26 protein-coding genes and 1 tRNA gene are annotated in these 25,596 nt (G+C 68.1%); 20 read left to right on the top strand and 7 right to left on the bottom strand.

Annotated features, from left to right (window positions below):
- Window position 1 precedes the first annotated feature (1 nt).
- From ETO60_RS05715 to ETO60_RS05795, 17 genes are all read left to right on the top strand, one after another.
- Complete coding sequence (locus ETO60_RS05715) at window positions 2–757, top strand: phosphatidate cytidylyltransferase (RefSeq protein ID WP_234026354.1); 756 nt, start codon at window positions 2–4, stop codon at window positions 755–757.
- Complete coding sequence (locus ETO60_RS05720) at window positions 754–1,917, top strand: 1-deoxy-D-xylulose-5-phosphate reductoisomerase (protein ID WP_130003631.1); 1,164 nt, start codon at window positions 754–756, stop codon at window positions 1,915–1,917. Before ETO60_RS05715 ends, ETO60_RS05720 begins: the two co-directional genes overlap by 4 nt.
- Window positions 1,914–3,008 (top strand): RIP metalloprotease RseP, encoded by a 1,095-nt coding sequence (gene rseP, locus ETO60_RS05725; RefSeq protein ID WP_234026355.1) that lies wholly within the window; start codon window positions 1,914–1,916, stop codon window positions 3,006–3,008. The genes ETO60_RS05720 and rseP overlap by 4 nt, the downstream gene beginning before the upstream one ends.
- Window positions 3,009–3,158: 150 nt before the next feature.
- A complete protein-coding gene (gene bamA, locus ETO60_RS05730; protein WP_130003633.1) occupies window positions 3,159–5,813 on the top strand; it encodes an outer membrane protein assembly factor BamA in 2,655 nt (884 codons plus the stop codon).
- On the top strand, window positions 5,813–6,496 hold the full coding sequence (locus tag ETO60_RS05735) for an OmpH family outer membrane protein (protein WP_130003635.1): 684 nt from the start codon (window positions 5,813–5,815) through the stop codon (window positions 6,494–6,496). The genes bamA and ETO60_RS05735 overlap by 1 nt, the downstream gene beginning before the upstream one ends.
- 18 nt (window positions 6,497–6,514) lie before the next feature.
- The gene (gene fabZ / locus ETO60_RS05740) at window positions 6,515–6,985 is read left to right on the top strand and encodes a 3-hydroxyacyl-ACP dehydratase FabZ (protein WP_130003636.1); all 471 of its coding nucleotides are present in this window, start codon (window positions 6,515–6,517) and stop codon (window positions 6,983–6,985) included.
- A gap of 97 nt (window positions 6,986–7,082) precedes the next feature.
- On the top strand, window positions 7,083–7,307 hold the full coding sequence (gene rpmE, locus ETO60_RS05745) for a 50S ribosomal protein L31 (protein ID WP_130003638.1): 225 nt from the start codon (window positions 7,083–7,085) through the stop codon (window positions 7,305–7,307).
- Window positions 7,308–7,529: 222 nt separating this feature from the next.
- Window positions 7,530–7,606: transfer RNA gene (locus tag ETO60_RS05750), tRNA-His, on the top strand.
- 47 nt (window positions 7,607–7,653) lie between these two features.
- On the top strand, window positions 7,654–8,730 hold the full coding sequence (locus tag ETO60_RS05755; RefSeq protein ID WP_130003640.1) for a Glu/Leu/Phe/Val family dehydrogenase: 1,077 nt from the start codon (window positions 7,654–7,656) through the stop codon (window positions 8,728–8,730).
- A 41-nt stretch (window positions 8,731–8,771) separates the two neighbouring features.
- The gene (ccmC, locus tag ETO60_RS05760; protein WP_130003642.1) at window positions 8,772–9,518 is read left to right on the top strand and encodes a heme ABC transporter permease CcmC; all 747 of its coding nucleotides are present in this window, start codon (window positions 8,772–8,774) and stop codon (window positions 9,516–9,518) included.
- On the top strand, window positions 9,518–9,673 hold the full coding sequence (gene ccmD / locus ETO60_RS05765) for a heme exporter protein CcmD (protein WP_130003644.1): 156 nt from the start codon (window positions 9,518–9,520) through the stop codon (window positions 9,671–9,673). The genes ccmC and ccmD overlap by 1 nt, the downstream gene beginning before the upstream one ends.
- Window positions 9,670–10,140: a cytochrome c maturation protein CcmE gene (gene ccmE, locus ETO60_RS05770; RefSeq protein WP_130003646.1), complete on the top strand. Its 471-nt coding sequence runs from the start codon at window positions 9,670–9,672 to the stop codon at window positions 10,138–10,140. The genes ccmD and ccmE overlap by 4 nt, the downstream gene beginning before the upstream one ends.
- Window positions 10,137–12,089 carry a heme lyase CcmF/NrfE family subunit gene (locus tag ETO60_RS05775; RefSeq protein ID WP_130003648.1) on the top strand — a complete coding sequence of 651 codons (1,953 nt, stop codon included), beginning with the start codon at window positions 10,137–10,139 and terminating at the stop codon, window positions 12,087–12,089. The genes ccmE and ETO60_RS05775 overlap by 4 nt, the downstream gene beginning before the upstream one ends.
- Window positions 12,086–12,616, top strand: a complete 531-nt coding sequence (locus tag ETO60_RS05780) for a DsbE family thiol:disulfide interchange protein (RefSeq protein ID WP_130003650.1) — start codon at window positions 12,086–12,088, stop codon at window positions 12,614–12,616. The genes ETO60_RS05775 and ETO60_RS05780 overlap by 4 nt, the downstream gene beginning before the upstream one ends.
- Window positions 12,617–12,621: 5 nt before the next feature.
- Window positions 12,622–13,038: a cytochrome c-type biogenesis protein gene (locus tag ETO60_RS05785; protein WP_130004587.1), complete on the top strand. Its 417-nt coding sequence runs from the start codon at window positions 12,622–12,624 to the stop codon at window positions 13,036–13,038.
- On the top strand, window positions 13,035–13,691 hold the full coding sequence (locus ETO60_RS05790; RefSeq protein ID WP_130003652.1) for a tetratricopeptide repeat protein: 657 nt from the start codon (window positions 13,035–13,037) through the stop codon (window positions 13,689–13,691). Before ETO60_RS05785 ends, ETO60_RS05790 begins: the two co-directional genes overlap by 4 nt.
- Window positions 13,692–13,829: 138 nt before the next feature.
- On the top strand, window positions 13,830–15,815 hold the full coding sequence (locus ETO60_RS05795) for a potassium transporter Kup (RefSeq protein ID WP_130003654.1): 1,986 nt from the start codon (window positions 13,830–13,832) through the stop codon (window positions 15,813–15,815).
- A gap of 18 nt (window positions 15,816–15,833) precedes the next feature.
- On the opposite strand, the gene ETO60_RS05800 is transcribed toward ETO60_RS05795, so the two are convergent.
- From ETO60_RS05800 to ETO60_RS05815, 4 genes are all read right to left on the bottom strand, one after another.
- Entirely contained in the window at window positions 15,834–16,481 is a 648-nt protein-coding gene (locus ETO60_RS05800) for an inner membrane-spanning protein YciB (RefSeq protein ID WP_130003657.1), read from the bottom strand.
- Window positions 16,478–17,398 (bottom strand): signal recognition particle-docking protein FtsY, encoded by a 921-nt coding sequence (gene ftsY / locus ETO60_RS05805; RefSeq protein ID WP_130003659.1) that lies wholly within the window; start codon window positions 17,396–17,398, stop codon window positions 16,478–16,480. The genes ETO60_RS05800 and ftsY overlap by 4 nt, the downstream gene beginning before the upstream one ends.
- The gene (gene dapF, locus ETO60_RS05810; protein ID WP_130003661.1) at window positions 17,395–18,207 is read right to left on the bottom strand and encodes a diaminopimelate epimerase; all 813 of its coding nucleotides are present in this window, start codon (window positions 18,205–18,207) and stop codon (window positions 17,395–17,397) included. Before dapF ends, ftsY begins: the two co-directional genes overlap by 4 nt.
- A 75-nt stretch (window positions 18,208–18,282) precedes the next feature.
- On the bottom strand, window positions 18,283–19,950 hold the full coding sequence (locus ETO60_RS05815) for a putative bifunctional diguanylate cyclase/phosphodiesterase (protein WP_130003663.1): 1,668 nt from the start codon (window positions 19,948–19,950) through the stop codon (window positions 18,283–18,285).
- Window positions 19,951–20,078: 128 nt separating this feature from the next.
- On the opposite strand from ETO60_RS05815, the gene ETO60_RS05820 reads away from it, so the two are divergent.
- Window positions 20,079–20,489 (top strand): EVE domain-containing protein, encoded by a 411-nt coding sequence (locus ETO60_RS05820; RefSeq protein ID WP_130003665.1) that lies wholly within the window; start codon window positions 20,079–20,081, stop codon window positions 20,487–20,489.
- A 28-nt stretch (window positions 20,490–20,517) separates the two neighbouring features.
- Here the strand turns inward: ETO60_RS05820 and ETO60_RS05825 are convergent, their stop codons facing one another.
- Window positions 20,518–22,167 carry a thiamine pyrophosphate-dependent enzyme gene (locus ETO60_RS05825; protein WP_130003667.1) on the bottom strand — a complete coding sequence of 550 codons (1,650 nt, stop codon included), beginning with the start codon at window positions 22,165–22,167 and terminating at the stop codon, window positions 20,518–20,520.
- A gap of 169 nt (window positions 22,168–22,336) precedes the next feature.
- Between ETO60_RS05825 and ETO60_RS05830 the strand changes: the two genes are divergently transcribed.
- Window positions 22,337–22,537, top strand: a complete 201-nt coding sequence (locus ETO60_RS05830) for a hypothetical protein (RefSeq protein WP_130003669.1) — start codon at window positions 22,337–22,339, stop codon at window positions 22,535–22,537.
- Here ETO60_RS05830 and ETO60_RS05835 read toward each other — a convergent pair.
- Window positions 22,527–23,876, bottom strand: coding sequence for an MFS transporter (locus ETO60_RS05835; protein ID WP_130003671.1), 1,350 nt, complete (start codon window positions 23,874–23,876; stop codon window positions 22,527–22,529). The two genes, ETO60_RS05830 and ETO60_RS05835, sit on opposite strands and share 11 nt — an antisense overlap.
- 162 nt (window positions 23,877–24,038) lie before the next feature.
- Between ETO60_RS05835 and pgsA the strand changes: the two genes are divergently transcribed.
- On the top strand, window positions 24,039–24,644 hold the full coding sequence (gene pgsA / locus ETO60_RS05840; RefSeq protein ID WP_130003673.1) for a CDP-diacylglycerol--glycerol-3-phosphate 3-phosphatidyltransferase: 606 nt from the start codon (window positions 24,039–24,041) through the stop codon (window positions 24,642–24,644).
- 35 nt (window positions 24,645–24,679) lie between these two features.
- On the opposite strand, the gene ETO60_RS05845 is transcribed toward pgsA, so the two are convergent.
- On the bottom strand, window positions 24,680–25,576 hold the full coding sequence (locus ETO60_RS05845) for a hydrogen peroxide-inducible genes activator (protein ID WP_130003676.1): 897 nt from the start codon (window positions 25,574–25,576) through the stop codon (window positions 24,680–24,682).
- Window positions 25,577–25,596: the final 20 nt, after the last annotated feature.

Below are 25,596 nucleotides of genomic sequence, written 5' to 3' on the forward strand. Positions count from 1 at the left end.
GGTGAGCCGGCGCCGCGACCGGATCAAGGCGCGGGCGAAGCGCTTCGTCGAGCTGCCGCTGGCGCTGCGCACCTCGGACCTGCCGCGCCGCCTCGTGTCGGCCATCGTCATGATCGCGGTTGCAAGCGGCGCTCTTTGGCTCGGCGGATGGTGGCTGGATGCACTCGTCATCGCCGTGGCGCTCGCGTGCTTCGGCGAACTTGTCAGGCTGGTGCTGCGGGCGACCCGCAAGCCGCTGCACCGGATCCTCGGAGTGGGCGGGGGAGCCGTGTACATCGGCGCCGCCACCTGGATCCTGGTGCGGATCGACAATCCCTTGCTGTTTTTGCTGATCGTCGCGTCGGTGGTGTTTGTCGACACCTTTGCCTATCTTTTCGGGCGCACGCTGGGCGGACCCAAGATCGCGCCGCGCGTTTCGCCGTCGAAGACTTGGGCCGGTCTTTTCGGCGGCATCGTCGGCGCCATGACGGTGCTGCTGCTGTTCAGTCTCGTCGAGCAGCCGGGTGCGAAAGCGACCGAGGATCTGCTTGATTTCGCGCCGGGAACGCTGATGCTGATCGGCGTGATGGTGGCATTGTGCGCGCAGGCCGGCGACTTTCTCGAAAGCTGGATCAAGCGGCGGGCGCTCGTCAAGGACAGCTCGCGTCTGATCCCGGGTCATGGCGGCATCTTCGACCGCGTGGACGGCATGCTGCCGGTGGCGATCCTTCTCGGCGGCTCCATCCTGCACTTCGATCCGGTCTGGGCCGCAGGATGAAGCGCCGCATTTCGATTCTCGGGGCCACAGGTTCGGTCGGCTCCTCCACGCTCGATCTTGTCCGGCAGGATCCGGATAACTGGGAGATTGTGGCCCTCACCGCCAATGCCAGCGTTGCGGAACTCGCGGCCCTGGCGCGCGAATTCTCGGCCGAGATCGCGGTGGTGGGGCAGGAGCATTGCCTTGATGCTCTGCGCGATGCCCTCGGCGACAGCGGGATCGTGGCCGCCGCCGGTGCGCAAGCCGTCGCAGAAGCGGCCGCCCGACCCGCCGACATCATCGTTGCCGCCATTGTCGGCTGTGCCGGACTCGCCCCGACGATGCGCGCGATCGAGCAGGGAAGCACGGTCGCCCTCGCGAACAAGGAGGCGCTCGTGTCGGCGGGCGCGATCATGACCGACCTGGTGAAGGCGCACGGCACGACGCTGCTGCCGGTCGACTCCGAACACAACGCCATCTTCCAGTGCCTTGCCGGAGCGGCGCTCGATGACGTGGCGGTGATCACCCTCACGGCAAGCGGCGGCCCCTTGCGCGAATGGCCGGCGGAGCGGCTGCGCCTCGCCACGCCGGCGCAGGCCGTCGCGCATCCGAACTGGTCGATGGGCGCCAAGATCAGCGTCGACTCCGCGACGATGATGAACAAGGGGCTGGAGCTGATCGAGGCCGCCTACCTGTTTCCCGTCGGTGCCGAACGGTTGCGGATCATCGTGCATCCGCAAAGCGTCATCCATTCGATGGTCGAGTACCGCGACGGCTCGACGCTCGCGCAGCTTGGCCCCTCGGACATGCGGGTGCCTCTCGCCTCCTGTCTGGCATGGCCGGAGCGGATGGACACGACGCTGGCGCCGCTCGATCTCGTCGCGCTGGGATCCCTCACCTTCCACGCGCCGGATGAGGAGCGTTTCCCCGCGACGCGGCTGGCACGAAGCGCGCTGCACGACGGCGGAGCGGCGCCGGCCGTGCTGAACGCCGCGAACGAAGTGGCGGTTGCGGCGTTTCTGGCCGGTCAGATAGCGTTCACGGACATCTGCGATATCGTGGCCGCGACGCTCGAGGGCGCGCACCGCCTTCCGCCGCCTGCGGATCTCGGGGCGGTCCTGGCAACGGATGCGCAGGCGCGGGCGGCTGCCGGCGCGCAGGTGAAGCAAAGGACGCGATGATCGAGACTGTTCCTGTCTGGATGTGGATCGCGGGGTTCCTGCTGGTGCTCGGACCACTCGTGACCCTGCATGAGCTTGGTCACTACCTTGTCGGGCGCTGGTTCGGAGTGGAGGCGCGGGCGTTCTCGATCGGGTTCGGGCGCGAGCTGGTCGGGCGGACGGACAGCCGCGGCACGCGCTGGAAACTCTCCGCAATACCGCTCGGCGGCTATGTGCAGTTCCGCGGCGACATGAATCCCGCGAGCGTCGGGGGCAACGGTCAGCAGGAACAGGGAAGCTTCCACGCCGCCCGGCTGTGGCAGCGGGCCCTTATCGTGGCCGCCGGACCTGTCGCGAACCTCGCCATCGCGGTGGCGATCTTCGCCGCCTTCAACCTCGCCTACGGCAAGGTCGAGACAAGCACGGTGGTCGGCGGCTTCGCAGAGCAGTCGGCCGCCCGCGAGGCCGGGCTGCGTGTCGGCGACCGCATCGTGGCGATCGACGGAGCGGCAACCGAAAGCTTCGACCAGCTTGGAAGCCGCGTGCTGATGCATCCGGGCCGAACCGTGACACTGTCCGTGGAACGCGACGGCCGTCAGCTTTCGCTGCCGGTGACGATCGCCAGCGTGACCGATACGGATCGCTTCGGCAACGAAAGCCGGATCGGAAGGATCGGGGTGCTGGCGGGCGATCCCGTCATCCGGCAGGTGGGCGCGGTCGAAGCGGTGTCGCTGGCGGGCGAGCAGACGCTTGGTCTTATGCGGATGATGGTGACCGGGGTCGGGCAGATCATCACCGGCGCGCGTTCCGTCGACGAGCTTGGCGGTCCCATCAAGATCGCCAAGTTTTCGGGTGAACAGCTGAGCATGGGCTGGCTGGCCTTCGCCAGCTTCGCCGCCCTGATTTCAATTAACTTGGCATTCATCAACCTCTTGCCAATCCCCGGACTGGACGGTGGCCATCTCGCATTCTACGCCGCGGAAGCTGTGCGGAGGCGGCCGGTCGACGCCCGGAGCACCGAATGGGCGTACCGTGGCGGCATCGCCCTGGTGCTGGCTCTGATGCTGTTCGTGACGATCAACGACATCACCGCCCTGCTGAGATTTGGTTGACGGGGCGAAGGGTGCGGGTGCGAGACCAGAGGTGCAGGCAGGTTTGACGAGAGGCGGTCACGAGGGCATGGGCGGCGGCGCAGGCGCGGCGTGGTGCAGAGTCGCCGCAGGCGCGGGCGCCGCGCTGGATTGAACGGGAAATCCCAGGCTATGAGCAGAATTTCGGGTTCTTGCGCTGCGAACCGGCGCGTCGGCGGTCTGGTGCTGCTGCTCTCCGGCACGGCTCTTGCCGGCCTGCCCGCCGCGGCTGCCGCGCAGCAGCAGCAGCCGGTCCCGTCGGACGGCGCTGCAGCACAGCAGCAGCAGCAAGCCGGGACCGCTGTGCAGGCGCAGGGCGAAATCATCCGCTCCATTACCGTGACCGGCGCGCAGCGGCTCGAGCCGCAAACCATCCTGAGCTACATCCGGCTTCGCGTCGGCGAGCCCTACAGCGCCGCCGCCGCCGACCAGGCGCTCAGCGACCTGTCCGCCACGGAGCTGTTCTCCGATTTCAGCATCCGCAACGTCAATGGCGACGTGACCATCAATGTGGTCGAGAACCCGGTCATCAACCGGATCATCCTCGAGGGCAACCGCCGGATCCGCGATGACAAGATCCTGCCGGAGATCCGGCTGGCGCCGCGGCAGATCTTCACCCGCTCCCGCGTGCGCGCCGATGTCGCGCGCATCATCGAGCTCTACAAGCGCCAGGGCCGGTTCGCCGCCTCGGTCGAGCCCAAGCTGGTCCAGCTCAGCCAGAACCGCGTCGACATCGTGTTCGAGATCGACGAAGGGCCGCGCTCGCGCGTGCGGCAGATCAACATCCTCGGCAACGAGCGGTTTTCCGACAGCACCCTGCGCGGCGAGATGCTGACGCGGCAGGCGCGGCTGACGAGCTTCCTCAGCTCCAACACGACCTACGACCCGGACCGGCTGGCATTCGACCAGCAGAAGCTGCGCCAGTTCTATCTGACGCAGGGTTACGCCGACTTCCGCGTCGTGTCGGCGGTGGCGGAACTCACCCCGGATCGCCGCGACTTCATCATCACCTATGTGGTGGAAGAGGGCGAGCGTTACCGCTTCGGCGATGTGCGGGTGAACAGCGAGCTGCGCGACTTCGACAGCGCCGCGCTGGCAAGCGGCCTGCCGATGAAGTCGGGCGACTGGTACAATGCGCAGCTGGTCGAAAACACGGTTGAGCAGCTCACGGACACCGCCGGGGCGTTCGGCTACGCCTTTGCCGACGTGACACCGCGTTTCCAGCGCAATCCCGAAACGCGCACCATGAATGTCGAGTTCAACATCCGCAACGCGCCGCGCGTCTATGTCGAGCGCATCGACGTCAACGGCAACACGCTGACGCAGGACAAGGTCATCCGCCGCGAATTCCGGCTGGCCGAAGGTGACGCCTTCAACTCGCTGGCGCTTGCCCGAACCACCGCGCGCATCAACTCGCTCGGCTTCTTCCAGGAGAATTTCGAGGTCACGCGCGTCGACGGCAGCGCTCCCGACCGGATCGTGCTCGAAGCCAATGTCGAGGAGCAGGCCACCGGCCAGCTGCAGCTCTCCGCCGGGTTTTCGTCGATCGAGAACTTCATCCTCGCGGGTTCCATCCAGCAGCGCAACTTCCGCGGTCGCGGACAGACGCTCGGCCTCAGCGTCAACTGGTCCCGCTTCTCCCGCTCCGCGCAGGCGAGCTTCACGGAGCCGTACCTGTTCGACCGGCAGATTTCGGCCGGGTTCGACATTTACCGCCGCGACCTTAACAGCTTCAACTTCCTCAACAACGCGCGGAACACCACCTTCCAGCAGACGACCACCGGGCTGAGCGGCCGGGTCGGGGTGCCGCTGTCCGAATACAGCTCGCTGATCGGCAGCTACACGCTGCGGCGTGACGACGTGACGCTGGACGAGTCGATCTACTTCCTCGATGTCGACGGCGACGGGATCGCAACCTGCGAGCCGCTGCTGTCGTCGCGCTTCCTGTGCGATGCCATCGGCAGCTTCACCAGCTCCATCGTCGGCCTGACGCTCAACTACAGCACGCTCAACAGCGCGCTCCGCCCCACCGCCGGCCGCTCGATGCAGATCACCGGCGAATATGCCGGGCTTGGCGGAACCGAGAAATACTTTCGCCTGCGCGGGCGCGCGGCGCAGTACTTCAACATCGGCGGCGGCTTCATCTTCTCGCTCAGCGCGGAGGGCGGGGTGATCAAGGCTCTGCAGGAGCGGCCGGGCCTCGGCGTCGACGACGTGCGCCTCACCGACCGGTTCTTCGTCGGCGAGGGTCAGATCCGCGGCTTCGACATCCGCGGCATCGGGCCGCGCGTGCTGCGCCAGCCGATCGATCCGGCGACCGGCGAGATCATCACCGACCGCAACCGCGTGCAGGACGACGCGCTGGGCGGCAATGCTTTCTACATCGGCCGCGCCGAGCTCGAGATCCCGCTGGGCAGCGGCGCCCGCGAACTGGGACTGCGGCCGTCGGTGTTCGTCGACGTGGGTGCGCTGTTCAACGTCGCCGATCCGCCATTGATCAGTGCCCCCAACGGTGTCGCCATCTACGCCCAGACCGTGAACGGCGTCACCACGCAGACGACCAGCCCGGTCGCCCCAGACGGCACGCCCAATGTCCTCGTGCGCGAGATCGGCGCCTTCCGCGAGGTGTTCCTCGGCGACACCGCAAGCCCGCGCATCTCGGTGGGCGTGGGGGTCAACTGGAACTCGCCGTTCGGACCGTTCAGGATCGATTTCGCCAAGGTGCTCAAGAGTGCCGAGGGCGACGATCTGAAAGCCTTTTCCTTCAACGTGGGAACACAATTCTGATGAAGACGATCTTCTCTTCGCTCGCAGCACTCGGCCTGGTCACGGCGGGTGCAGCGCTGATTTCGGAAGCGCCGGCGCAGGCGCAGGTGGTGCGCGGCATCGGCGTGGTCAATCTGCGTGCCGTCGCAGTCAACACCTCCGCCTACACCACGGCCGCCCAGCAGCGGCAGGTGACCTACCGGGCGCAGATCGAACAGGCCGAGCAGCGGCGGCAACAGCTGAATGCCCAGCTGCAGCCGCTGGCACAGCGGTTCAACACGGACCGGCAGGCCGCCAATCCAAACCAGCAGTCGCTGCAGCAGCAGTACCAGCAGATCCAGCAGATCCAGCAGGCCGGTCAGGAAGAGATCCAGCGGATCCTCGCGCCCGTCGCCCTCTCCGTCGCCTATGTCGAGGAGCAGATCAGCGACCAGCTGAACACCGCGGTCGAGAACGTCGCGCGGCGCCGCAACATCACCCTGATCTTCGATCCGTCGACCGGATCGCCGATCTACGCCGACGCGGCCTACAACATGAATCAGGACGTCATCAACGAGATGAACCGCCTTTTGCCCGCCGCGCAGCTGGTTCCCCCCGCCGGCTGGCAGCCGCGCGAGATCCGCGAAGCGCAGGCGGCGCAGAACGGCGCGGCCCAGCAGCAGCCGCAGCAGACGCCCGCCGGTCAGCAGCCCACCGGCCGCTGACCCTTGAGGGAGCCGCGCGTGACGAGCGACAGCGAAGCGGAAACGGGCGGCTTCGGCATCGCGCGGATCCTCGAAGCCTTGCCGCACCGGTTCCCGATGCTGCTGGTGGACCGGGTGCTCGCACTCGATCCCGAGCAGGGCATCCGGGCGGTCAAGGCGGTCAGCTTCAACGAAGCCTTCTTCCAGGGCCATTTTCCCGGCCGTCCGATCATGCCCGGCGTCCTCCAGATCGAGGCGCTGGCGCAGGCGGCGGGCATCCTTGCGGTGGAATCGCTGCAGCTGTCCGGCACCGGCAAGCTGGTCTACTTCATGGCCATCGAGAACGCGAAGTTCCGCAGCCCGGTCGAGCCGGGATGCCTCCTCGACCTGGCCTGCACCTTCGTTCAGCGCAGGCCGCGCGTGTGCAAGTTCGCGGGCCGGGCCAGCATCGGCGAGCAGGTGACCTGCGAGGTGCAGTTCACGGCCATGATCGCTGATCCGCCCGGCTAGTCTTGCCAGGCGCGGCGTATCTGCCTACAGGCGCCGGCAATCCTGCCATTGTGACGCCATGCCGGTTGGAACCGGCAAACACGCGTGGAGACGAACGATGAAATCCGAAGGCCATCCCGAATACCACATGATCACCATCAAGATGGTGGACGGGACCGAGTACCAGACCCGCTCGACCTGGGGCAAGGAAGGCGACACGCTCGCCCTCGACATCGACCCGACCAGCCACCCGGCCTGGACCGGCGGCAAGCAGCAGGTGCAGGAAGGCGGGCGCGTGGCGGCCTTCAACAAGCGCTTCGGCGGCCTCAGCCTCAAGAAGTAGGCGGCAATTCCGGACGGAAGACTCGGCGCGGGACTGTTCCTGCGCGCGGGACGAGGAAGCGGAGAGCTGGCGTAACATTCCATCGTCTCATGCCCGACCGGGAGACGAGGAGCGTTGTCAGGATGGGGCGTTTTGTAATAATGCAGAAGGGCCATGACACAGCTCTTGACCTGTGTCATGGCCCTTCTAACACCCGGCTCCGTTTGCGGGTCGGGCTGTGTGGCGATCGTAGCTCAGCTGGTTAGAGCGCCGGTTTGTGGTACCGGAGGTCGCGGGTTCGAACCCCGTCGATCGCCCCATCTCCTCCCGTCTGTAAAAAACATCCCGCTCCGGGAAGAGGATCCGCATGGCTGCGTTCTGGACCGAACCTGATTTCGACGATCATGAACTCGTGCAACTCGTGCGCGACGCGCGCAGCGGGCTGACGGCGATCATCGCCCTCCACTCGACGCATCTGGGGCCGGGCGCCGGCGGCACGCGGTTCTGGCACTACGGCAACCCGCAGGACGCGATGCGGGATGCGCTGCGGCTGAGCCGCGGGATGAGCTTCAAGAATGCCATGGCGGGCTTGCCGATGGGCGGCGGCAAGGCGGTGATTCTCGCGGACGAGCGCGGCACCAAGACCAAGGCGATGCTCGAAGCGTTCGGAGACGCTGTGGACGCCCTTGGCGGCCGGTACGTCACGGCCGAGGATGTGGGCATCAGCGTGGACGACATGGCCATCGTCGCACAGCGGACACGCTACGTCTCGGGTCTGGCTCCGCAGGGAGAGCAGGCGGTCGGCGGCGATCCCGGCCCCTTCACCGCGATGGGCGTTTACCACGGGATCCGGGCGGCGGTGGCTCACAAGCTCGGGTCGAACGATCTGCGGGGTATCCGCGTCGCCGTCCAGGGTGCGGGGAGCGTCGGGGCCGGACTTGCGCGGCTGCTGGCGCGTGACGGCGCCGTGCTGACGCTGGCGGACATCAATGCGGACGCGGTGGCGGCGCTGGCCGACGAGACGGGAGCCGAGATCGCCCCGACCGACGCGATCATGTCCATGAGCTGCGACGTGTTCAGCCCCAACGCGCTGGGCGCCGTGCTGGATGATGACGGCGTGGCGCGGCTGGACTGCGCGATCGTGGCCGGTGCCGCGAACAACCAGCTCGCTCGGCCCGAGCATGGGCCGATGCTCGCAGACCGCGGCATCCTCTATGCGCCCGACTACGTGATCAACGCCGGCGGCATCATCAGCGTCACTCTCGAATATCTGTGCCGCATGCAGGGAAGCCCGTGCGGCATCAACGAGGTGCGCGCCCGGATCGCCCAGATCCCCGAACGGCTGCAGCAGGTCTGGCGCGAGAGCGAGGCGTCGGGCCGCTCGCCCGATCAGGTTGCCGACGCCATGGCGATGCAGCTCATCGGGCGGGGCGATTCGGCTTGAAGACGCCGCAGCGACCCGCCACATAGCGCGTCTCGGGTCCGATGCATGGTTTCGCCAATCCTCGCAGGTTCCTGCGCCTTGCGCGCTGGCTGGTGCCGGCAACCCTTGCGCTCGGTCTTCTGCTGACCGCCACGGGGCTGATGTGGGGGCTGTTGCGGGTTCCTCCGGACCGGCTTCTCGGGGACACGGTCCGGATCATGTTCGTGCATGTGCCGGCTGCATGGCTGGGGATGGGCGGCTGGGCCGGGCTGACACTGGCCGGCGTGGCGTTGCTCGTCTGGCGGCATCCGCTCGCGGCGATCGCCGGGCGGGCGATGGCGGTGCCCGGCCTTGTGTTCACCGTCATCTGCCTCGTGACCGGAAGCATCTGGGGCCGGCCGAGCTGGGGCACGTGGTGGGAGTGGGACGGGCGGCTGACCTCGATGCTCGTGCTCGGGTTCCTCTACATCGCCTACATCGCGCTTTCCGATGCCTACGCCCGCACGGCGCAGCTGTCCGCGGTTCCCGCCATTTTCGCCTTGGTGGGCGCCATCAACCTGCCCATCATCAACCGTTCGGTGGTCTGGTGGAACTCGCTTCACCAGCCGGCCAGCATCACCATCGGCAAGAACGCGATCGACACGGCCTATCTGTGGCCGCTGCTGGTTTCGGCGCTTGGCATGGCGCTGCTGTTCGGGGCGGCGACGCTGATGCGGATGCGCGCGCTGCTGGCGCACATACAGGCCGAAGCCCGCCTGCGCCGCGAGGCGAGCGGCGCGCCGGCCGCTCTCGCGCGGGTTGGCGGGTGATGCGCGAGGGGCTCGACCAGATGGTGTTCGTGGTCGCCGCTTACGGCGTGAGCGTCCTGCTGCTCGGTGCGCTTCTCGTCTGGAGCGCCGTGACCATGCGCAGTGCCGAGCGGCGGCGCGACCTTGCGCGCACCAAGCGGGCGCCGCAGCGGTGAGGCGGGTCGCGCCAAAGCACCAGCGGCTCCTTCTTGCCGGAGCGGCGCTGCTGGCGGTGGCCGGCGCAGGGCTGAGCGGCGCCTATGCCTTGCAGAACCGAGCCAGCTATTTCTACCTACCCGCGCAGATGATGGCGGATCCCCCGGCGGCGACCCGCGCGGTGCGTCTGGGCGGCATGGTCGAACGCGGAAGCCTGCGCCGCGAGGCGGACGGCATCACCATCGCCTTCACCGTTGCCGATGATCGCGGCGGGCGGGTGCCGGTGCGGTATCGGGGCATCGCTCCCGATCTGTTCGTCGAGGGATCCGGCGTCGTCGCCGAAGGCCGCCTTGGCCCGGACGGGGTGTTTCTGGCCGACAATCTTCTGGCGCGGCATGACGAGAACTACGTCCCGCGTGAATTGAAGGACATGCATGTGGCCGGGGCGCCGGGCGGGGCGGGCGTCGCCGCCGCTGCGCGCCGATGATCGCCGAGATCGGGCTGGCCGCGCTCTGGCTGGCCGCCGCTCTTGCCGTGTTCCAGCTTGTGGCGGGCGGGTTGAGCCTGCGGCCGGGCGCGCCGCCCGTTCTCGGGCAGAGCCTGCGCCCGCTGGCCGTGCTGCAGGGCGGGTTTGCGCTTCTGTCCTTCGCCGCCTTGCTGGTCCTGTTCGCGACGACGGACCTGTCGGTCGCGCTGGTGGCGCTGAACTCCCACACGGCGAAGCCGCTGCTGTACAAGGTCACCGGGGCGTGGGGCAATCACGAAGGGTCGATGCTGCTGTGGGTGGCGACATTGGCAACGTCCGGCGCGCTCATCGCGGCGCTCGAGAGACGCCTGCCGGAGAGGACCATGCACGCGGTCCTGGCGGCGCAGGGGTTCGTAGCCTCCGGATTCTTCGCCTTTCTGCTGTTCAGCTCGAACCCGTTCACCCGGTTGCCGATGCCGGCGCCCGAAGGTGTCGGTCTGAACCCGCTGCTTCAGGACATCGGCCTCGCGCTTCATCCGCCGACGCTGTATCTGGGCTATGTCGGTCTGTCGGTGGCGTTCAGCTTTGCTGTGGGCGCGCTGCTGACGAACGCCGTCACACCGCAGTTCGCGCGCGTCATGCGGCCCTGGGTGCTGGGGGCGTGGGTGTTCCTGACGCTGGGCATCGTGGCCGGTTCCTACTGGGCCTATTACGAGCTTGGCTGGGGCGGCTGGTGGTTTTGGGATCCGGTGGAGAACGCCTCGCTGATGCCCTGGCTGGCCGCAACGGCCTTGCTGCATTCGGTCAGCGTTCTGGCCGCGCGCGATGCGCTGCGCGTCTGGACGATCCTTCTGGGCGTGATCGCCTTTTCGATGTCGATGGTCGGCACGTTCCTGGTGCGCTCCGGCATTCTGACCAGCGTGCACGCCTTTGCCGTCGATCCGCAGCGCGGCGCCTTCATCCTCGCGCTGCTGGCGCTCTACATCGGCGGTGCGCTGCTGCTGTTCGCCCTGCGGGCCGGCACGATCCTTGAAGGCAAGCGGTTCGGGCTGGCGAGCCGCGAAAGCGCGCTGGTGCTGAACAACATTCTGCTCAGCGCGCTCCTCGGCATTGTGCTGCTGGGCACGCTCTATCCCCTGTTTGCGGAGATGGTGGGCGCGCGCGTCTCGGTGGGACCCCCCTATTTCAATGCCGTGGGCGCGGTGTTTGCCCTGCCGATGCTGGCGGTCATGACCATCGGTCCCCTGCTGCGGTGGCGGAGCGATACGGCGCGGCGCCTGGCGCGTCCGCTGGTGGCGCTGAGCGCCGCGGGGCTGCTCGCCGCCGTGCTGGCGCTGCTTCAAGGTGACATCGGGCTGCTGCCGCTCAGCGGCTTCGTGCTCGGCGCGATGCTGGTGGTGGCGAGCGTCCTGCCGCTCGGAGGCCGGTCCTTCAGGCGCACGCCGTTGACCGTATGGGGCATGGTCATCGCCCATTTCGGCATCGGCGTGGCTCTGCTCGGCATGGCCAGCGATGCGGCGCTCACGCGGGAGCGGCTGGTGGCGATGGCACCGGGCGATGCGGTGACGGTCGGTCCGTGGACTGTTCGTCTGCGGGAGGTCATGCCGGTCGCCGGGCCGAACTGGACGGCGACCGAGGTGGTGCTGGACGCGCAGACGGCGGCGGGCGGCCGCACGATTACGCTGCGGCCGCAATCGCGGACCTTCTGGGCGCCGGTGCAGCAGACGACCGAAAGCGCGCTGGCGTCCCGCTGGAACGGACAGCTCTATGCCGTCTCCGGTGGTCCGGTCGACGGGGGCCGATGGCAGATGCGCCTGTGGTGGAAGCCGTTCGTCACGCTGATCTGGCTGGGCGGGCTGCTCGTAGCCTTGGGAGGAGCGCTGTCGATGGCGGGTCATCTGCGCAGAGACACGGTGCGCCGCTCTGCCGCGCGCCGGATCAGCCGCCTTGCGGCGCCGGTGCCGGCGTGAAGCGGCTGTGGCTCTTCCTGCCTGTGGCGGTGTTCGCGCTGATCGCGGGAGCCGTCGCGTACCAGCTCACGCAGCCGCGCGACGAGTTCGTGCGCAGCGCCATGATCGGCCAGCCGCTGCCGTCCTTCTCCCTGCCGCCACCGGGCGGCGGTCCGGCAACGCTGAGCGACGCCAGCTTCCGTGACGGGCGGCCGCGGCTGCTCAACTTCTGGGCCAGTTGGTGCCTCCCCTGCATTGCCGAAGCGCCGCAGCTCGAACGCCTGCGCGGTGAGGGCGCCGTCATCGTCGGAGTCGCCATCCGCGACCGGCCTGAAGATGTTGCGGCCTTCCTCCAGACTCATGGAAATCCCTATGCCGTGCTTGCCGCCGATGACATCGCCGAGCTTCAGCTCGCGCTGGGATCGTCAGGATTGCCGGAAACCTTCGTGATCGACGGGCAGGGGCGCATCCGCTACCAGCACATCGGCGACATCCGCGCGGCCGATGTGCCCGTGCTGCTCGACGAACTCCGCAAGGCGGGGTCGTGACCGTGATGAAGTGGCTGGCCGCCGCGCTGCTGTGCATCCTTCCCCTTCCGGCCGCGGCCCAGAGCGCCATGCCGCCGGCGCCGCTGGCCGACCGGCAGCTTGACGACCCGCGCCTCGAAGCCGCGGCGCGGGAGCTGATGCACACGCTGCGCTGTGTCATGTGTCAGGGTCAGTCGATCGCCGACAGCGATGCGCCCATGGCCGGCGACATGCGGCATCAGGTGCGCAGCCGGATCGCGGCTGGTGAGAGTGCCGAAGACGTCCGCGCGTGGCTGAAAGCCCGCTATGGCGATTACATCAGCTATCAGCCGGAACTCAATCGCGTAACCTGGCCGTTGTTCGCCGTTCCCGCCCTGCTGCTGCTGTTCGCGGCGCTGGTGTTCTTCAGGCGCGTCCGGGTCGCGGCGAAGCCCCGGCGTTGACCTGGCTGGCGGTTCTCGCGCTCGCTGCGGGCGGGTTTGGCGCGGCGGCGGCCCTGCTCGGCTTGCCGCGGCAGGCGTATGCGCTGCTCGGGGTCGTGCTGGCGCTGGGACTGGCGGGTTATGCCCTGCAGGGCACGCCCGACATGACCGGCGCGCCGCGGCAGGCGAGGGTGCAGGCCGCGATCGATGCGGAGCCGCTGATCGCCGCCCGCCGTGCCATGTTCGGTCCGACGCTGCCCCCGTCCCGCTACGTCACCGTGGCCGACGGGTTTCTTCGCCAAGGGCGCACCCGCGAGGCGGCCGCATTCCTGAACACCGCCGTGCGCGACGATCCCGGCGATGCCGAAGCGTGGACGGCGCTTGGCAATGCACTGGCGACGCATGCCGGCGGCACGCTAACGCCGGCAGCGTCGCTCGCCTTCGCGGCCGCGCGGCAGGGCGCGCCCGGCAATCCGGCCCCGCTCTACTTCGAGGGATTGGCCGCCATCCGCAGCGGTCGCCCCGGCGAGGCGTTGCCGCTGTGGCAGCGCGCCCTTGCCACGACACCCGCCGATGCCCCTTACCGTCCGGTGCTCGCAGCCCAGCTCGAACAGCTGCAACGGGTTCTCGCCGGCGGCCCTCCTGCGCCGCCTGCCCTGCCGCGCCCGCGGTGAAGTGGGCGGCGGAGGCCATCAGCGTGCGCGTTGCTGCCGGGGGGCGGGGGTGCTAAGGCGCGCCGCCAGACTCGCCGTGCTCCTGCGGGGAAGTGGCCGGCCGGAACGTCACAAGGGTCCACGAGCAGCCTTTCAGCCATGAGCAGCGACACACCTGACGGTCTGCCGGTGTCCGGCGTCCAACCGGCTGCCGAACCTGCGAGCGGCGGAGAGGCAGCCGCGGCAAGTGATGCCCACGGTCACGGAAAGGCGAGCCTCGGGACGCTCGCCGTCGGTGCGGTGGGGGTCGTGTTCGGCGACATCGGCACCAGCCCCCTTTACGCGTTTCGCGAAACCTTCGCGCAACACGGCGACATCCCGCCCATCCAGGCCGACCCGGTCCACATCTTCGGGGTTCTCAGTCTCGTCTTCTGGTCGATGATGATCGTCGTGACCGTCAAATACGTGCTGACGATCACCCGCGCGGACAACAAGGGAGAGGGCGGGAGTCTCGCGCTGCTGGCGCTGATCAGCCGCTCGACCGAAGGGGCGCGCTGGACCGCGCCGCTGGTTCTGCTCGGCGTCTTCGCCACCGCGCTGTTCTATGGCGACTCCATGATCACCCCGGCGATGTCGGTGCTCTCGGCGACAGAGGGGCTGCAATATGTGCATCCGGGCTTCCGCGGCTACATCATCCCCATCGCGGTGAGCATCCTGATCCTCCTGTTCGCCATCCAGTCTCGCGGCACCCACAAGGTCGGACGCGCCTTCGGGCCGATCATGATGCTGTACTTCTCCACCCTGGCGGGGCTGGGGCTGATGTACATCGTCGCCATGCCGTCCATCATCCTGGAGACGTTGAACCCGTGGAATGCCGTGGTGTTCTTCATGACGGACGGGTTCCGCGCCTTCTTCGCCATGGGTGCCGTCGTTCTGGCGGTGACCGGAGCGGAGGCCCTTTACGCCGACATGGGCCATTTCGGCCGCCGCCCCATTGCCCTGTCGTGGGTGGGGTTCGTGTTCCCGGCGCTGCTGCTGAATTACATGGGGCAGGGCGCCATGGTGCTCGCCCCCGGTGCGGATGGCGAAGCTCTTATCCGCGATCCCTTCTTTCTCATGATCCCGGATGCGATCCGCCTGCCGGTCATCCTGCTTGCCCTGACGGCGACGATCATCGCCAGCCAGGCGGTCATTTCCGGCGCCTTCTCGCTGACGCAGCAGGCGATCCAGCTCGGCTTCATTCCCCGCATGCAGATCAAGCACACGAGCGCGTCGGCTGCCGGGCAGATCTACATTCCGGTGGTGAACTGGGCCTTGATGGTGGCCGTCATCCTGCTGGTGCTTTTCTTCCGGTCCTCCAGCAGCCTTGCCGCCGCCTACGGGATCGCCGTCACCGGCGCCATGTTCATCGACACGATCCTGCTTGCGGCCGTTCTGCTGGCGCTGTGGCGCTGGCCGCTGTGGAAGGCGCTGCCGCTGGTCGCGGTGTTCCTGATCGTCGACATCGGCTATTTCAGCGCCAACCTCATCAAGGTGCCCGATGGCGGATGGGTGCCGCTGGTGATCGGCCTCGTGATCTTCACCGCGCTGACGACATGGTCCCGCGGGCGAGCGCTGATGCGGCAATCCATGGCCGAGGGCTCGATGCCGCTCGAGGTGTTCGCCAAGAGCGCCCTCGGCAGCGCGGCGCGGGTGCCGGGGACGGCCGTGTTCATGTCGTCGAGCGAGACGGGGGTGCCGTCCGCCTTGCTGCACAACATCAAGCACAACAAGGTGCTGCACCGCCGCGTCATCATCCTCACCGTCGTTATCGAGGATGTGCCCTCCGTTCCGCCCGGGGAGCGCGTTCAGGTGGTCGATCTGGGGCAGGGCTTCTACCGCATGACGCTGCGCTTCGGGTTCATGGACGACACGGACGTGCCGGCGGTCCTGCGCGCGATCGACGTCTGCGGCGCGCCGTTCGACATGATGCAGACGAGCTTCTTCCTCAGCCGCCAGACGCTGATTTCGGGCGCCACCAAGGGCCTGCCCAAATGGCGGGAGAAGATCTTCGCGTGGATGCTGCGCAACTCCGCCACCGCGATGGAGTTCTTCCGGCTGCCGTCGAACCGGGTGGTCGAGCTGGGCAGCCAGCTCAGGTTGTGAGAACCGCCAGCCGCCGGTTCAGCCCGTTGGCGGCTGGTCCTCCAGCGGCTCGCGCGGCTCGTCGACCGCAAGCCCGTGCCGCAGCAGCATCGGCATCTGCGACACCGTGAAAGCAAGGCTCAGCGGCAGGAACACCCACAGCTTGGCCCAGAGCCAGGTCTCGAAGCTGGCAAAGGCGCGCAGCCCTTCGTTCACCCCCGCAAGAACGATGAAGAACACGCCCCAGTTGCGCGACAATGTGAGCCAGCCCTTGGCGCTCAACCCCTCGAAGGCAGCTTCGAGCAGGATCTTGAGCAACGCCTTGCCGCGCCACCAGCCGATCAGCAAGGCGGCGGCGAAGAGCAGGTAGATGACCGTGGGCTTGAGCTGGATAAACCGCTCGTCGCGCAGCCACACGGTCAGCGCGCCGAACACGACGATCAGTCCGGTGGACAGCCACAGCATCGGCGAAACGCGTCCGAATCTCCACCGCGAGAACGCCAGCGCCGCCAGCGCGGCGACCATGAAGGCCAGCGTGCCGCGGACCACTGCGGCAACCTCGGCGACCGTGCCGCCGTCCCCGCCGGAGTAGAGCTTGTAAACGCCAAGGAAGACGAGCAGCGGCCCGTAATCGACGAGGATGTTGAGGCAGCCGGAAGGGCGGCGCCCGCTGCGTTCGCCGGTCACGCGACCCCCGCGATCACACGGGCGACCAGATGCGGGTCGAACGGTCTGAGGTCCGCCATTCCTTCTCCGACGCCGACCGCGTGGATCGGCAGGCCGTATTGCTGCGCCGCCGCGACCAGAACCCCGCCGCGCGCGGTGCCGTCAAGCTTTGTCATGATGATCCCCGTGACCCCGGCAACGTCCTTGAAGACCTCGACCTGCGACAGCGCGTTCTGCCCGTTGGTCGCGTCGAGCACCAGCACCACGTCGTGCGGCGCCTCCGGGTTGAGCCGGCCGAGCACCCGCCGGATCTTGGCCAGCTCGTCCATCAATTCGCGCTTGTTCTGAAGCCGCCCGGCCGTGTCGACGATCAGGACGTCGGTGCCGCGCTCGGTGGCGGCCTTCAGCGCGTCGAACACGACGCTTGCCGGGTCGCCTCCTTCGGGGCCGCGCACGAGGGGCACTCCGGCCCGCTCGGCCCACGTGCCCAGCTGACCGATGGCGGCGGCGCGGAAGGTGTCGCCGGCGGCGAGCATCACGCTGTAATCGTCTTCCTGAAACCAGTGGGCGAGCTTGGCGATGGTGGTGGTCTTGCCGCTGCCGTTCACGCCGATGACGAGGATCACCTGTGGACGGGGGAAGGCGGAAATCTCCAGAGGCCTCGCCACGGGCGCCAGGATCGCCTCGATTTCCTCGGCCACCGCGTCCTTCAGCTCGCGCTCCGTCAGGTGCACGCCGAACCGCCGGTCCGCCAGCCGCGCCCGGATCCGCGCCGCGGCGGCGGGTCCGAGGTCGGACGCGATCAGGCCGTCTTCCACGGCATCGAGCGTGGCATCGTCGAGCCCGGCGGTTCCGATCACGCCGGTGAGGTTCGTCGCCAGCCGGTCCGACGTGCTGCGGAATGCGGCGGCAAGGCGGCTGCTCCAGCTCTGGCTCATGCAAAGTCCCTTGTGTCGAAGGTGCCGCGAAAGGTTTCGCGGGCGGCGCCGGTCATCAGCACCGTGTCGCCGGTCCAGGCAATCCGCAGGTCGCCGCCCGGCTGCTGCACCGTCACCGGGCTGCTGACGAGGCGTTTGTGCCGAAGCGCCAGCACGGCCGCCGCACAGGCAGCGGTTCCGCAGGCGAGCGTCGCCCCGGCACCCCGTTCCCAGACCCGCAGGTTCAGTGTCGCGGGGCCGGCCACATGGGCGAAGCTGACATTCACGCCCTCGTGGAACACCGGATCGGCCTGCACCGCGGGCGCAAGTTCGCCCAGCCGGTCGAGCGTCGGCGGATCGACGAAGAACACGGCGTGCGGGTTGCCCACATTCACCGCGAACGGGCCGGGCAGATCGTGCCAGGTGATCGGCATCGGCTGCGTGTCCATGGCGTAGCCGAGCGGAATGTCGTCCCAGGCAAAGCGCGGACGGCCCATGTCGACCTCGGCCGCCGCGTCGTCCAAAGCTCTGGCGTGGATGAGGCCTCCTGCGGTCTCGATCGATACGTCGCAGCCCTGAAGCAGGCAGACCGCTCTGGCCGCGTTGCCGCACGCGCGTGCTTCGTCCCCGTCGGCGTTGAAGATCCGCATCCGCAGATCGGCGGCGGAGCTCGGTTCAAGGACGATCAACTGATCGCAGCCGATCCCGGTGGTTCGGTGGCACAGCGCCTGCACCATCCCGCCGTTCAGCGGCACCGGCGGTCCGCTGCGCTGATCGAGGATCACGAAATCGTTTCCGAGCCCGTGCATCTTGATGAAGGGAGCGCGCATCACCGGCGGCTCTATTGAAGCCGGTGCGGGGCGTAAAGGCGCGAGGAGGGCAAACCGGCCGCGTGCCGCGCCGGGTCAGCGCGCGGTCTGTGTCCGCACGTCCGGTCGCTGCGCCGTCCCGTCCTGAGGCGCCTCCGCGGACGGCAGGTCGGATCGCTTGCACTGGCTGGCAAGGCGGCCGAGCGACTCCAGCCGCCGGCGGACCGCGGCGCCGTCCTCCGGGCGTCCGTAGTGGTAGCCCTGCGCCTTGATCCGCGCATAGGTGCGCAGGGCGCGGCGCACCTCGTCGCTTTCCACGCCTTCGGCGGTGACGGGGATGTTCATCGCGCTGCCGAGCGCAACGATGGCCTCGACAATGCTGCGCTCCGTGCCGGAACTGTCGACGCCCTGCACGAAACTGCGATCGATCTTCAGGTGATCGAAGCTCAGGTCGCGCAGCTGGTTAAGGCCGGCATAGCCCGTTCCGAAATCGTCCAGGCTGATCTTGACGCCCTGGTTCCTGAGGCTGGTGACCATCGTGCGCACCTCCTCCACGTCGGTGTGAAGGCAGCTTTCGGTGATCTCGATGATCAGCCGCGAGGGCGAGAAATTATGCTCGACCAGCAGCTTCAGCACCCGGTGCGAGAACCACGGGTCGCGCAGCTGGATCGGAGAGATGTTCACCGACAGGGTGAGCTGCGGATCCCAGTCGCGCGCATCGATGAAGGCCTTGGCGATGAGCTGCTCCGAAAGCTGCGCGACCAGCCCGCTCTCCTCGGCAATCGGGATGAACACGGAGGGCAGGACCAGTCCGCGGCTTGCCGAATGCCAGCGCGCGAGCATCTCGAAGCCGAGCAGCTCTCCGGTTTCGAGGTCCACCTGCTGTTCGTAGTAGGGGACGAATTCGCCGTTCCTCAGTCCTGCGCGAATGTCCTCTTCGAGCTGGATGCGGCGTCCCTGCGCCTCCTCGAGGCCGGGATCGTACCACGAAAAGCGGTTCTTGCCCGACCTCTTGGCCTGATACATGGCGAGATCGGCCGCACGAAGCAGCTTCTCGGCATCAAGGCCGGGTCGGGCGCCCGGCTCCACGCCGACAATGCCGACCGACACGGTGATGTCCACCGGCGGGCCATGTTCAGGGGCGGCGCAGGACGCGCGGATCGCCTCGAGCAGCTGCGCCGCCTGTTCGCTTCCCTGCTCGCGCCCTGCCTCGTCGGCGGGGAAGGCGCAGACGAATTCGTCTCCGCCGAGCCGGGCGATCACGCCTTTGCCGCCCCCATGCGCGCGCAGGGCGTTCGCCACGGCTTTCAGCGCATCATCCCCGGTCGCATGGCCGAGGCGGTCGTTGATCTGCTTGAAATTGTCGAGGTCGACGAGAAACACGAGCAGATGCTGGCCGTGCACCGCGCAGCGCTGCAGCAGGGTGTTGAGCGCCGGTATGAACGAGCGCCGGTTGTGGCACTGGGTCAGCTCGTCGACTTCCGCGAGGCGCCGGGCTTCGCGCTCGGCGGCGGTGCGCTCGGCGAGTTCCTGGCTGAGCCGGTTGTAGCGCAGCCACCCCATAACGATCACGGCGATGTTCAGCACGAGGGCGTTGGTGAGGAACCGGTTCACATCCGTGCCGCCGGTCCAGACCTCGATCGCCGCGCCGAGGACGTGGCCGCCGATCCACACGAACAGAGCCAGCCCGGCATAGGTGATCAGCAGGGTGGTGAACTGCGAACGCAGCTTGGCGGCGGCGATGTCGTCACTGTATGCAGCCATGCGCCTCCGCTCTCCCGCCTGTTGCCCCAAGGGTGGCGCAGGTCATGCCGCGGTGAGACTAAGATCGTGTTAATGGGGCGCGGGCAGGCGGGGGCTGGCCGCGTTCTGCTCTGGTGAAAGGATCACTGATGCAGCGGCGCTGGCTGATGAAATCGGAGCCGGACGTCTTCGGCTGGCCTGACCTTCTGGCCAAGGGGGAGGAGATCTGGGACGGGGTGCGCAACCATCGGGCCCGTCTCAACCTTGAAGCCATGCAGGTCGGTGACGAGGCGTTCTTCTACCACTCCAACATCGGGCGCGAGATCGTCGGCATCGTGACCATCACGGCCGCCGGCCTGTGCGATCCGACCGATCCGACGGGCCGGTGGCGTGCCGTCCAGGTCGCGCCGCTGCGGCCGCTGAAGCGTCCGGTGAGGCTGGCGACCATCAAGGGCGACGCCGCCCTCGCCGACATGGAGTTGGTGCGGCAGTCCCGCCTGTCGGTCAGCGCGGTCCGGCCCGAGGAATGGCAGCGGGTGCTCGAACTGGCCGAAGAGTGACGCAGGTCAGGCGGCGCTGCCGCGGGTGTCAGCTTTCCCCGCGCAATCCGCTGATCGTGGCACCGCTGGCCGCCAACTGCTCGGCATCCACCTGGCAGTGGATGAGGCGCACGCCGCTCTGACCCCGCGCCTCGGCAAGCTCTGCGCGGAACTCCTCGGTGGTGCGCACGGCAACGCCCTGGCACCCGAAGGCGCGGGCGAGGGCGGCGAAGTCGGGATTGCGCAGATCGGTGCCGATGACCCGTCCGGGAAAGCTGCGTTCCTGATGCATGCGGATGGTACCGTAGCTGCCGTTGTCGACCACGATGACGATGAGACTGGCGCCATGCTGAACCGCGGTGGCAAGCTCCTGCCCGGTCATCAGGAAGTCGCCATCGCCGGATACTGCGAGGACCAGCCGCTCTGGATGGCGCAGCGCCGCCGCGATCGCGGCCGGCACGCCGTAGCCCATGGCGCCGCAGGTCGGTGCAAGCTGGCCGGGCCACGCCTCGTATTTCCAGAAACGATGCCACCACCCGGCGAAGTTCCCCGCGCCGTTGCACACGATGGTGTCCGGCGGGAGGAGTTCGCCGGCGAGGCCGACGCATCGGGCAAGGTCAAGCGCGTGACGCGGCGCCGGCGGCATCGACCACCTGCGCCACTGCGCGTGCGCCTCCTGTCCCGCATCGAAGCCGATCAGGTCCTCGCCGACCCACAGGCAGGCGCTTTCGCTGAACTCCGCCGGGTCGGCGCAGATCGCCAGGGCTGCGGGGTAGACGCTGTTCAGCTCCTCCGGGTCCGGATGCACGTGAATGAGCTGGACGCCCTCGGCGGCGGGCTCGGGCACGCTGTAGCCGTCCGTCGTGGCCTCGCCGAGACGCGCACCGACACACAGGATGACGTCGGCGGCACGCACCCGCTCGACGAGTTCGGGATTGGGTCCGTACCCCAGCGATCCCGCATAGACCGGCGAGCTGGCCGGGATGGCGTCCTGTCTCCGGAAGGCGGTCGCAACGGGCAAGCCCAGCCTCTCCGCGAACTGCTGGAAATAGTGGCGCGCCTTTGCGTTCCAGCCCGCGCCACCGACAAGGGCCACCGGCGCGGCCGCATCGCCGAGCATCTGCAGCATCGTGCCCACCGCATCGGGGCAGGGAGGCTGCGCCGGGCGGTAGACGCAGGGCCTGACGCGGGCGGTGCAGCCTTGTGCCAGCATATCCTCCGGCAAGGCGAGCACGACGGGGCCCGGACGCCCGCTCATCGCGGTGGCATAGGCGCGGGCCACATATTCTGGAACCCGCTCGGGATCGTCGATCCGGGCTGCCCACTTGGCCAGCGGTCGGAAGAAGGCGGGCAGGTCGACTTCCTGAAACCCCTCGCGGTCGCGCATCGGCCGGGCGACATCGCCGACGAACAGGATGAGCGGGCAGGAGTCCTGAAATGCGACATGCACCCCGATGCTGGCATTCGTGGCGCCGGGGCCGCGGGTGACGAACGCCACCCCGGGCCGCCCCGTCAGCGCGCCGTCGGCAGCGGCCATGAACGCCGCGCCGCTCTCGTGGCGGCAGGTCACCAGCGGGAGCGTCGGATGGTCGTGCAGCGCGTCCAGAACGTGCAGGAAACTCTCACCAGGCACCGCGAACACGCGGTCGCACTGCTGCTCGACCAGCGCCTCGACCAGAACCTCGGCAGCGGTAGGCATCGTCTCGTTCTCCCGTTCGCTCTGGGCTGCAAATAGCCCTCAAGCACGCAAGCCATGCCTGCGGAAGGCGTGCGCAAGGTGCCTCAGGCACCGGCCCCTCTGTGCCAGAACGGGCCAGCCGCCAACATGCCGCGTGCGCAAATGCTTACCGCCGCGTTAACGGTGAACCATGCGGCGATCTCTCGTACTCACCCAGGAACACCGGCGCCATCCCTTCCGTGTGCGGCTGCCGATGCCCGGCACCATGACCACGCGCTCGCAGGCGGCCCAGGACACCGGGGTGGTCGCCAGCGCTGGGCTGTCGGACGCACGCGGGGTGGTCAGCGTGTGGTTCGCCGCTTTCGCGGCCGTGCTCGTGTTCATCCTGTAGCCTGCCCGGAGCTGACCGCGGCTCCGCCGGCCGGCTGCAGCGCGGCGCGCCGCTCGACCCGGTGCAGACGGTGGGCCAGCCAGGCCGAGTAAAGGCACATGGCGGCGGCAAGCAGCAGCTGATCCGTGCTCGTCACCGAGAGCGCCGTCAGCGCCCATGAAACCAGGGACCCGGCCACCATCGCGCCGGAGTTGACGATGTTGTTCGCCGCGATCGTGCGCGCGGCGGTGGCCGGCGCCACGCGCGTGGTCAGGAACGCGTAGAGCGGCACGACGAACATGCCGCCGGCAACGGCGATCCCGAGAAGCGTCAGCAGCAGCGGGACGGCCAGGGGCATGCGCGCAAAGCCGCCGACGGTCAGCAGGTCGCCCAGCGGTTCGGTCCACAGGGCGCAGACGACATGGAACAGCAGCACGAACACGCCCATGACCAGCACCGACATCGGCGCGATGCGGGCCGAAACCGTGCCCTTGAGCAGCGCATTGGCGCTGACGGAGCCGATGGCCACTCCGACGGAGAAGATGACGAGGAACAGGCTGGCGACTTCCTTGCCGGCGCCGATGACGTTTTTCACCAGCGGCGGGAACAGGATCACCAGCACCGCGCCGATGGTCCAGAAGAAGCTGATGGCGATGATGGCGTAGAAGATCTGCGGATCGTGCATGGTGCGGGCGACGAGCTGGCGCGACGAGCGCCAGACGTTCCAGTCGATGCGCTCGACCGGGCCGATCGGGGGCGCGGGGGGAATGAACCGGCTGCTCGCATAGCCTGTGACGGCAATCAGCAGGATCGCCGCCGCCGCCCACTGCACCGGCAGCCATCCGGCGAGAATGGTTCCGCCGAGGATGGCGATGTAGGTGCCGGCTTCGACCAGCCCGGTCCCGGCCAGCACCTCGTCGCGGCGGAGATGCTGCGGAAGAAGGGCATACTTGATTGGCCCGACGAAGGTGGACTGCACGCCGGTCAGCAGCAGCGCCGCCAGCATCAGCGGAATGGCGAAGGTGCCGACGGCGACGCCGTGCCACGCCAGCAGCAGTCCGGCGGCGCCGATGGCCATCAGCACGATCTCGCCAAGTTTGACCACCCGGATGATGGCGGCCTTGTCGCGCATGTCCGCCAGCTGTCCGGCGAGCGCCGACAGAAGGAAGAAGGGCAGGATGAACAAGGCGCTGGCCGCGGCGCTGAAAGCGCCTTCGGCTTCCTCGGAATTGTAGATCGAGAACACCACGAACAGGACCATGGCGGTCTTGTAGAGGTTGTCGTTGAAGGCGTTCAGCATCTGGGTGACGAACAGCGGCAGGAAGCGGCGGCGACGCAGCAAGCGTGTCGAAGTCATCATCGCAGAACCTGCATCCCCAATGTTCGATGATGCGCCTGATGCGCGCCCGATCGTCCGGCCGCCTTGCAGCCGCGCGGAGGCTTGCGCCTTTTTCGCCGCGATGCAAGCGTCACCGCATTGCCGCGCGGCGCCTGTTCGCGGTAAGGGCGCCGTGCGCAGATCATGTGGTCACTTCCGAACATCCTCACCATATCGCGGATCGCCACCATTCCGCTGCTGGCCTTCCTGCTGTGGTGGCCGGACTGGCGGTTCGGCTATCTGCTGGCGTTCCTGCTCTACTGCGCCATGGGCATCACCGACTATTTTGACGGCATGCTGGCGCGGGCAAGCGGAGCGGTGTCGCGGCTCGGCATCTTTCTCGATCCGATCGCGGACAAGATCATGGTCGCGGCGGTCATCCTCGTGCTGACGGCGCAGGGGTTCCTGCGCGGTCCGTTCGTGGGCGACATGCATGTCATCGCCGGTCTCATCATCCTCGTGCGCGAGATTGCCGTGTCGGGCCTGCGCGAGTTCCTCGGCGGGCTTCAGGTCAGCGTGCCGGTGTCGAAGCTGGCCAAGTGGAAGACCGCGTTCCAGCTCGTGGCGCTGGGTGCGCTGATCCTCGGCGGAGCCGTGCACGGACAGCCATGCACCATCCGCGGCGACTGCGGCCCGCTGGCGAGCCAGTGGATTCATCTCGTGGGTCTTGCCAGCCTCTGGATCGCCGCCGTGATGACACTCGTCACCGGCTGGGATTACCTGCGCGTCGGCCTGAAGCACATGGATTGACGATGCGGCCCGCTCGCGTCTTGCGGGCGTCCGGTTCACCCCGTGCGCAGTTCCGCGGCGAGCAGCCGGAAATCCGCCTCGCGCGGCGAGTTCTTGCGCCACACCAGCGCAATCTCGCGCACGGCCCGCGGGGATTCGAGCGGACGGGCCACGACGTCGGTGCCGTCGAGGATCCCAGCGTCGATCGCCATCTGCGGCAGCATGGTGACTCCCAGATCGTTGTTCACCATCTGCACGAGCGTGTGGAGGCTGGTCGCGATCATCGCGGCGCTCGCGCGCAGTTCGGGCCGGTTGCAGGCGGCAAGCGCATGCTCCGTGAGGCAGTGGCCGTCCTCCAGCATCAGCAGATGCCCCTGCTCGATCGCATCGGGCACCACGCTGTCGGCCGGAATGTCGGGATGGTCGCGTCCATAGGCGACGAGGAGGCGATCCTGCGCGATGATCTCGTGCTGCGCCTCGCCGATGGCGTAGGGAAGGGCAAGCAGCACGCAATCGACGCGCCCGTTCTGCAAATGGTCAAGCGCGGTGTCGCTGGTCTCCTCGCGCAGCAGGAGCTTGAGATCGGGACGCTCGCGCCGCAGACGCGGCAGCACCCTGGGCAGCAGGAACGGCGCGATGGTGGGGATCACCGCCATGCGCAGCGCGCCGACGAGCGGCTTGCCCGCTGCCTGCACCATGTCCGTGAGTTCGTCCGCCGCGCGCAGGATGAGACGCGCCTTGTCGACGACGTTCTGGCCGAGCGGAGTGAAGCGCACGACCCGGCGACTGCGCTCCACCAGCGTCACGCCGAGGAGCGACTCCAGTTCGCGGATGCCCGCAGACAGGGTGGACTGCGAGACGAAGCACGCCTCGGCCGCGCGGCCGAAATGCAGATGCTCTGACAGCGCCACCAGATATTGCAGCTGCTTCAGGGTTGGCTGGTAAGTCGCCATCACCCCGCCCGCATGCGGCG

It is taken from the genome of Qipengyuania thermophila (assembly GCF_004153605.1).
Classification (GTDB): domain Bacteria; phylum Pseudomonadota; class Alphaproteobacteria; order Sphingomonadales; family Sphingomonadaceae; genus Qipengyuania_B; species Qipengyuania_B thermophila.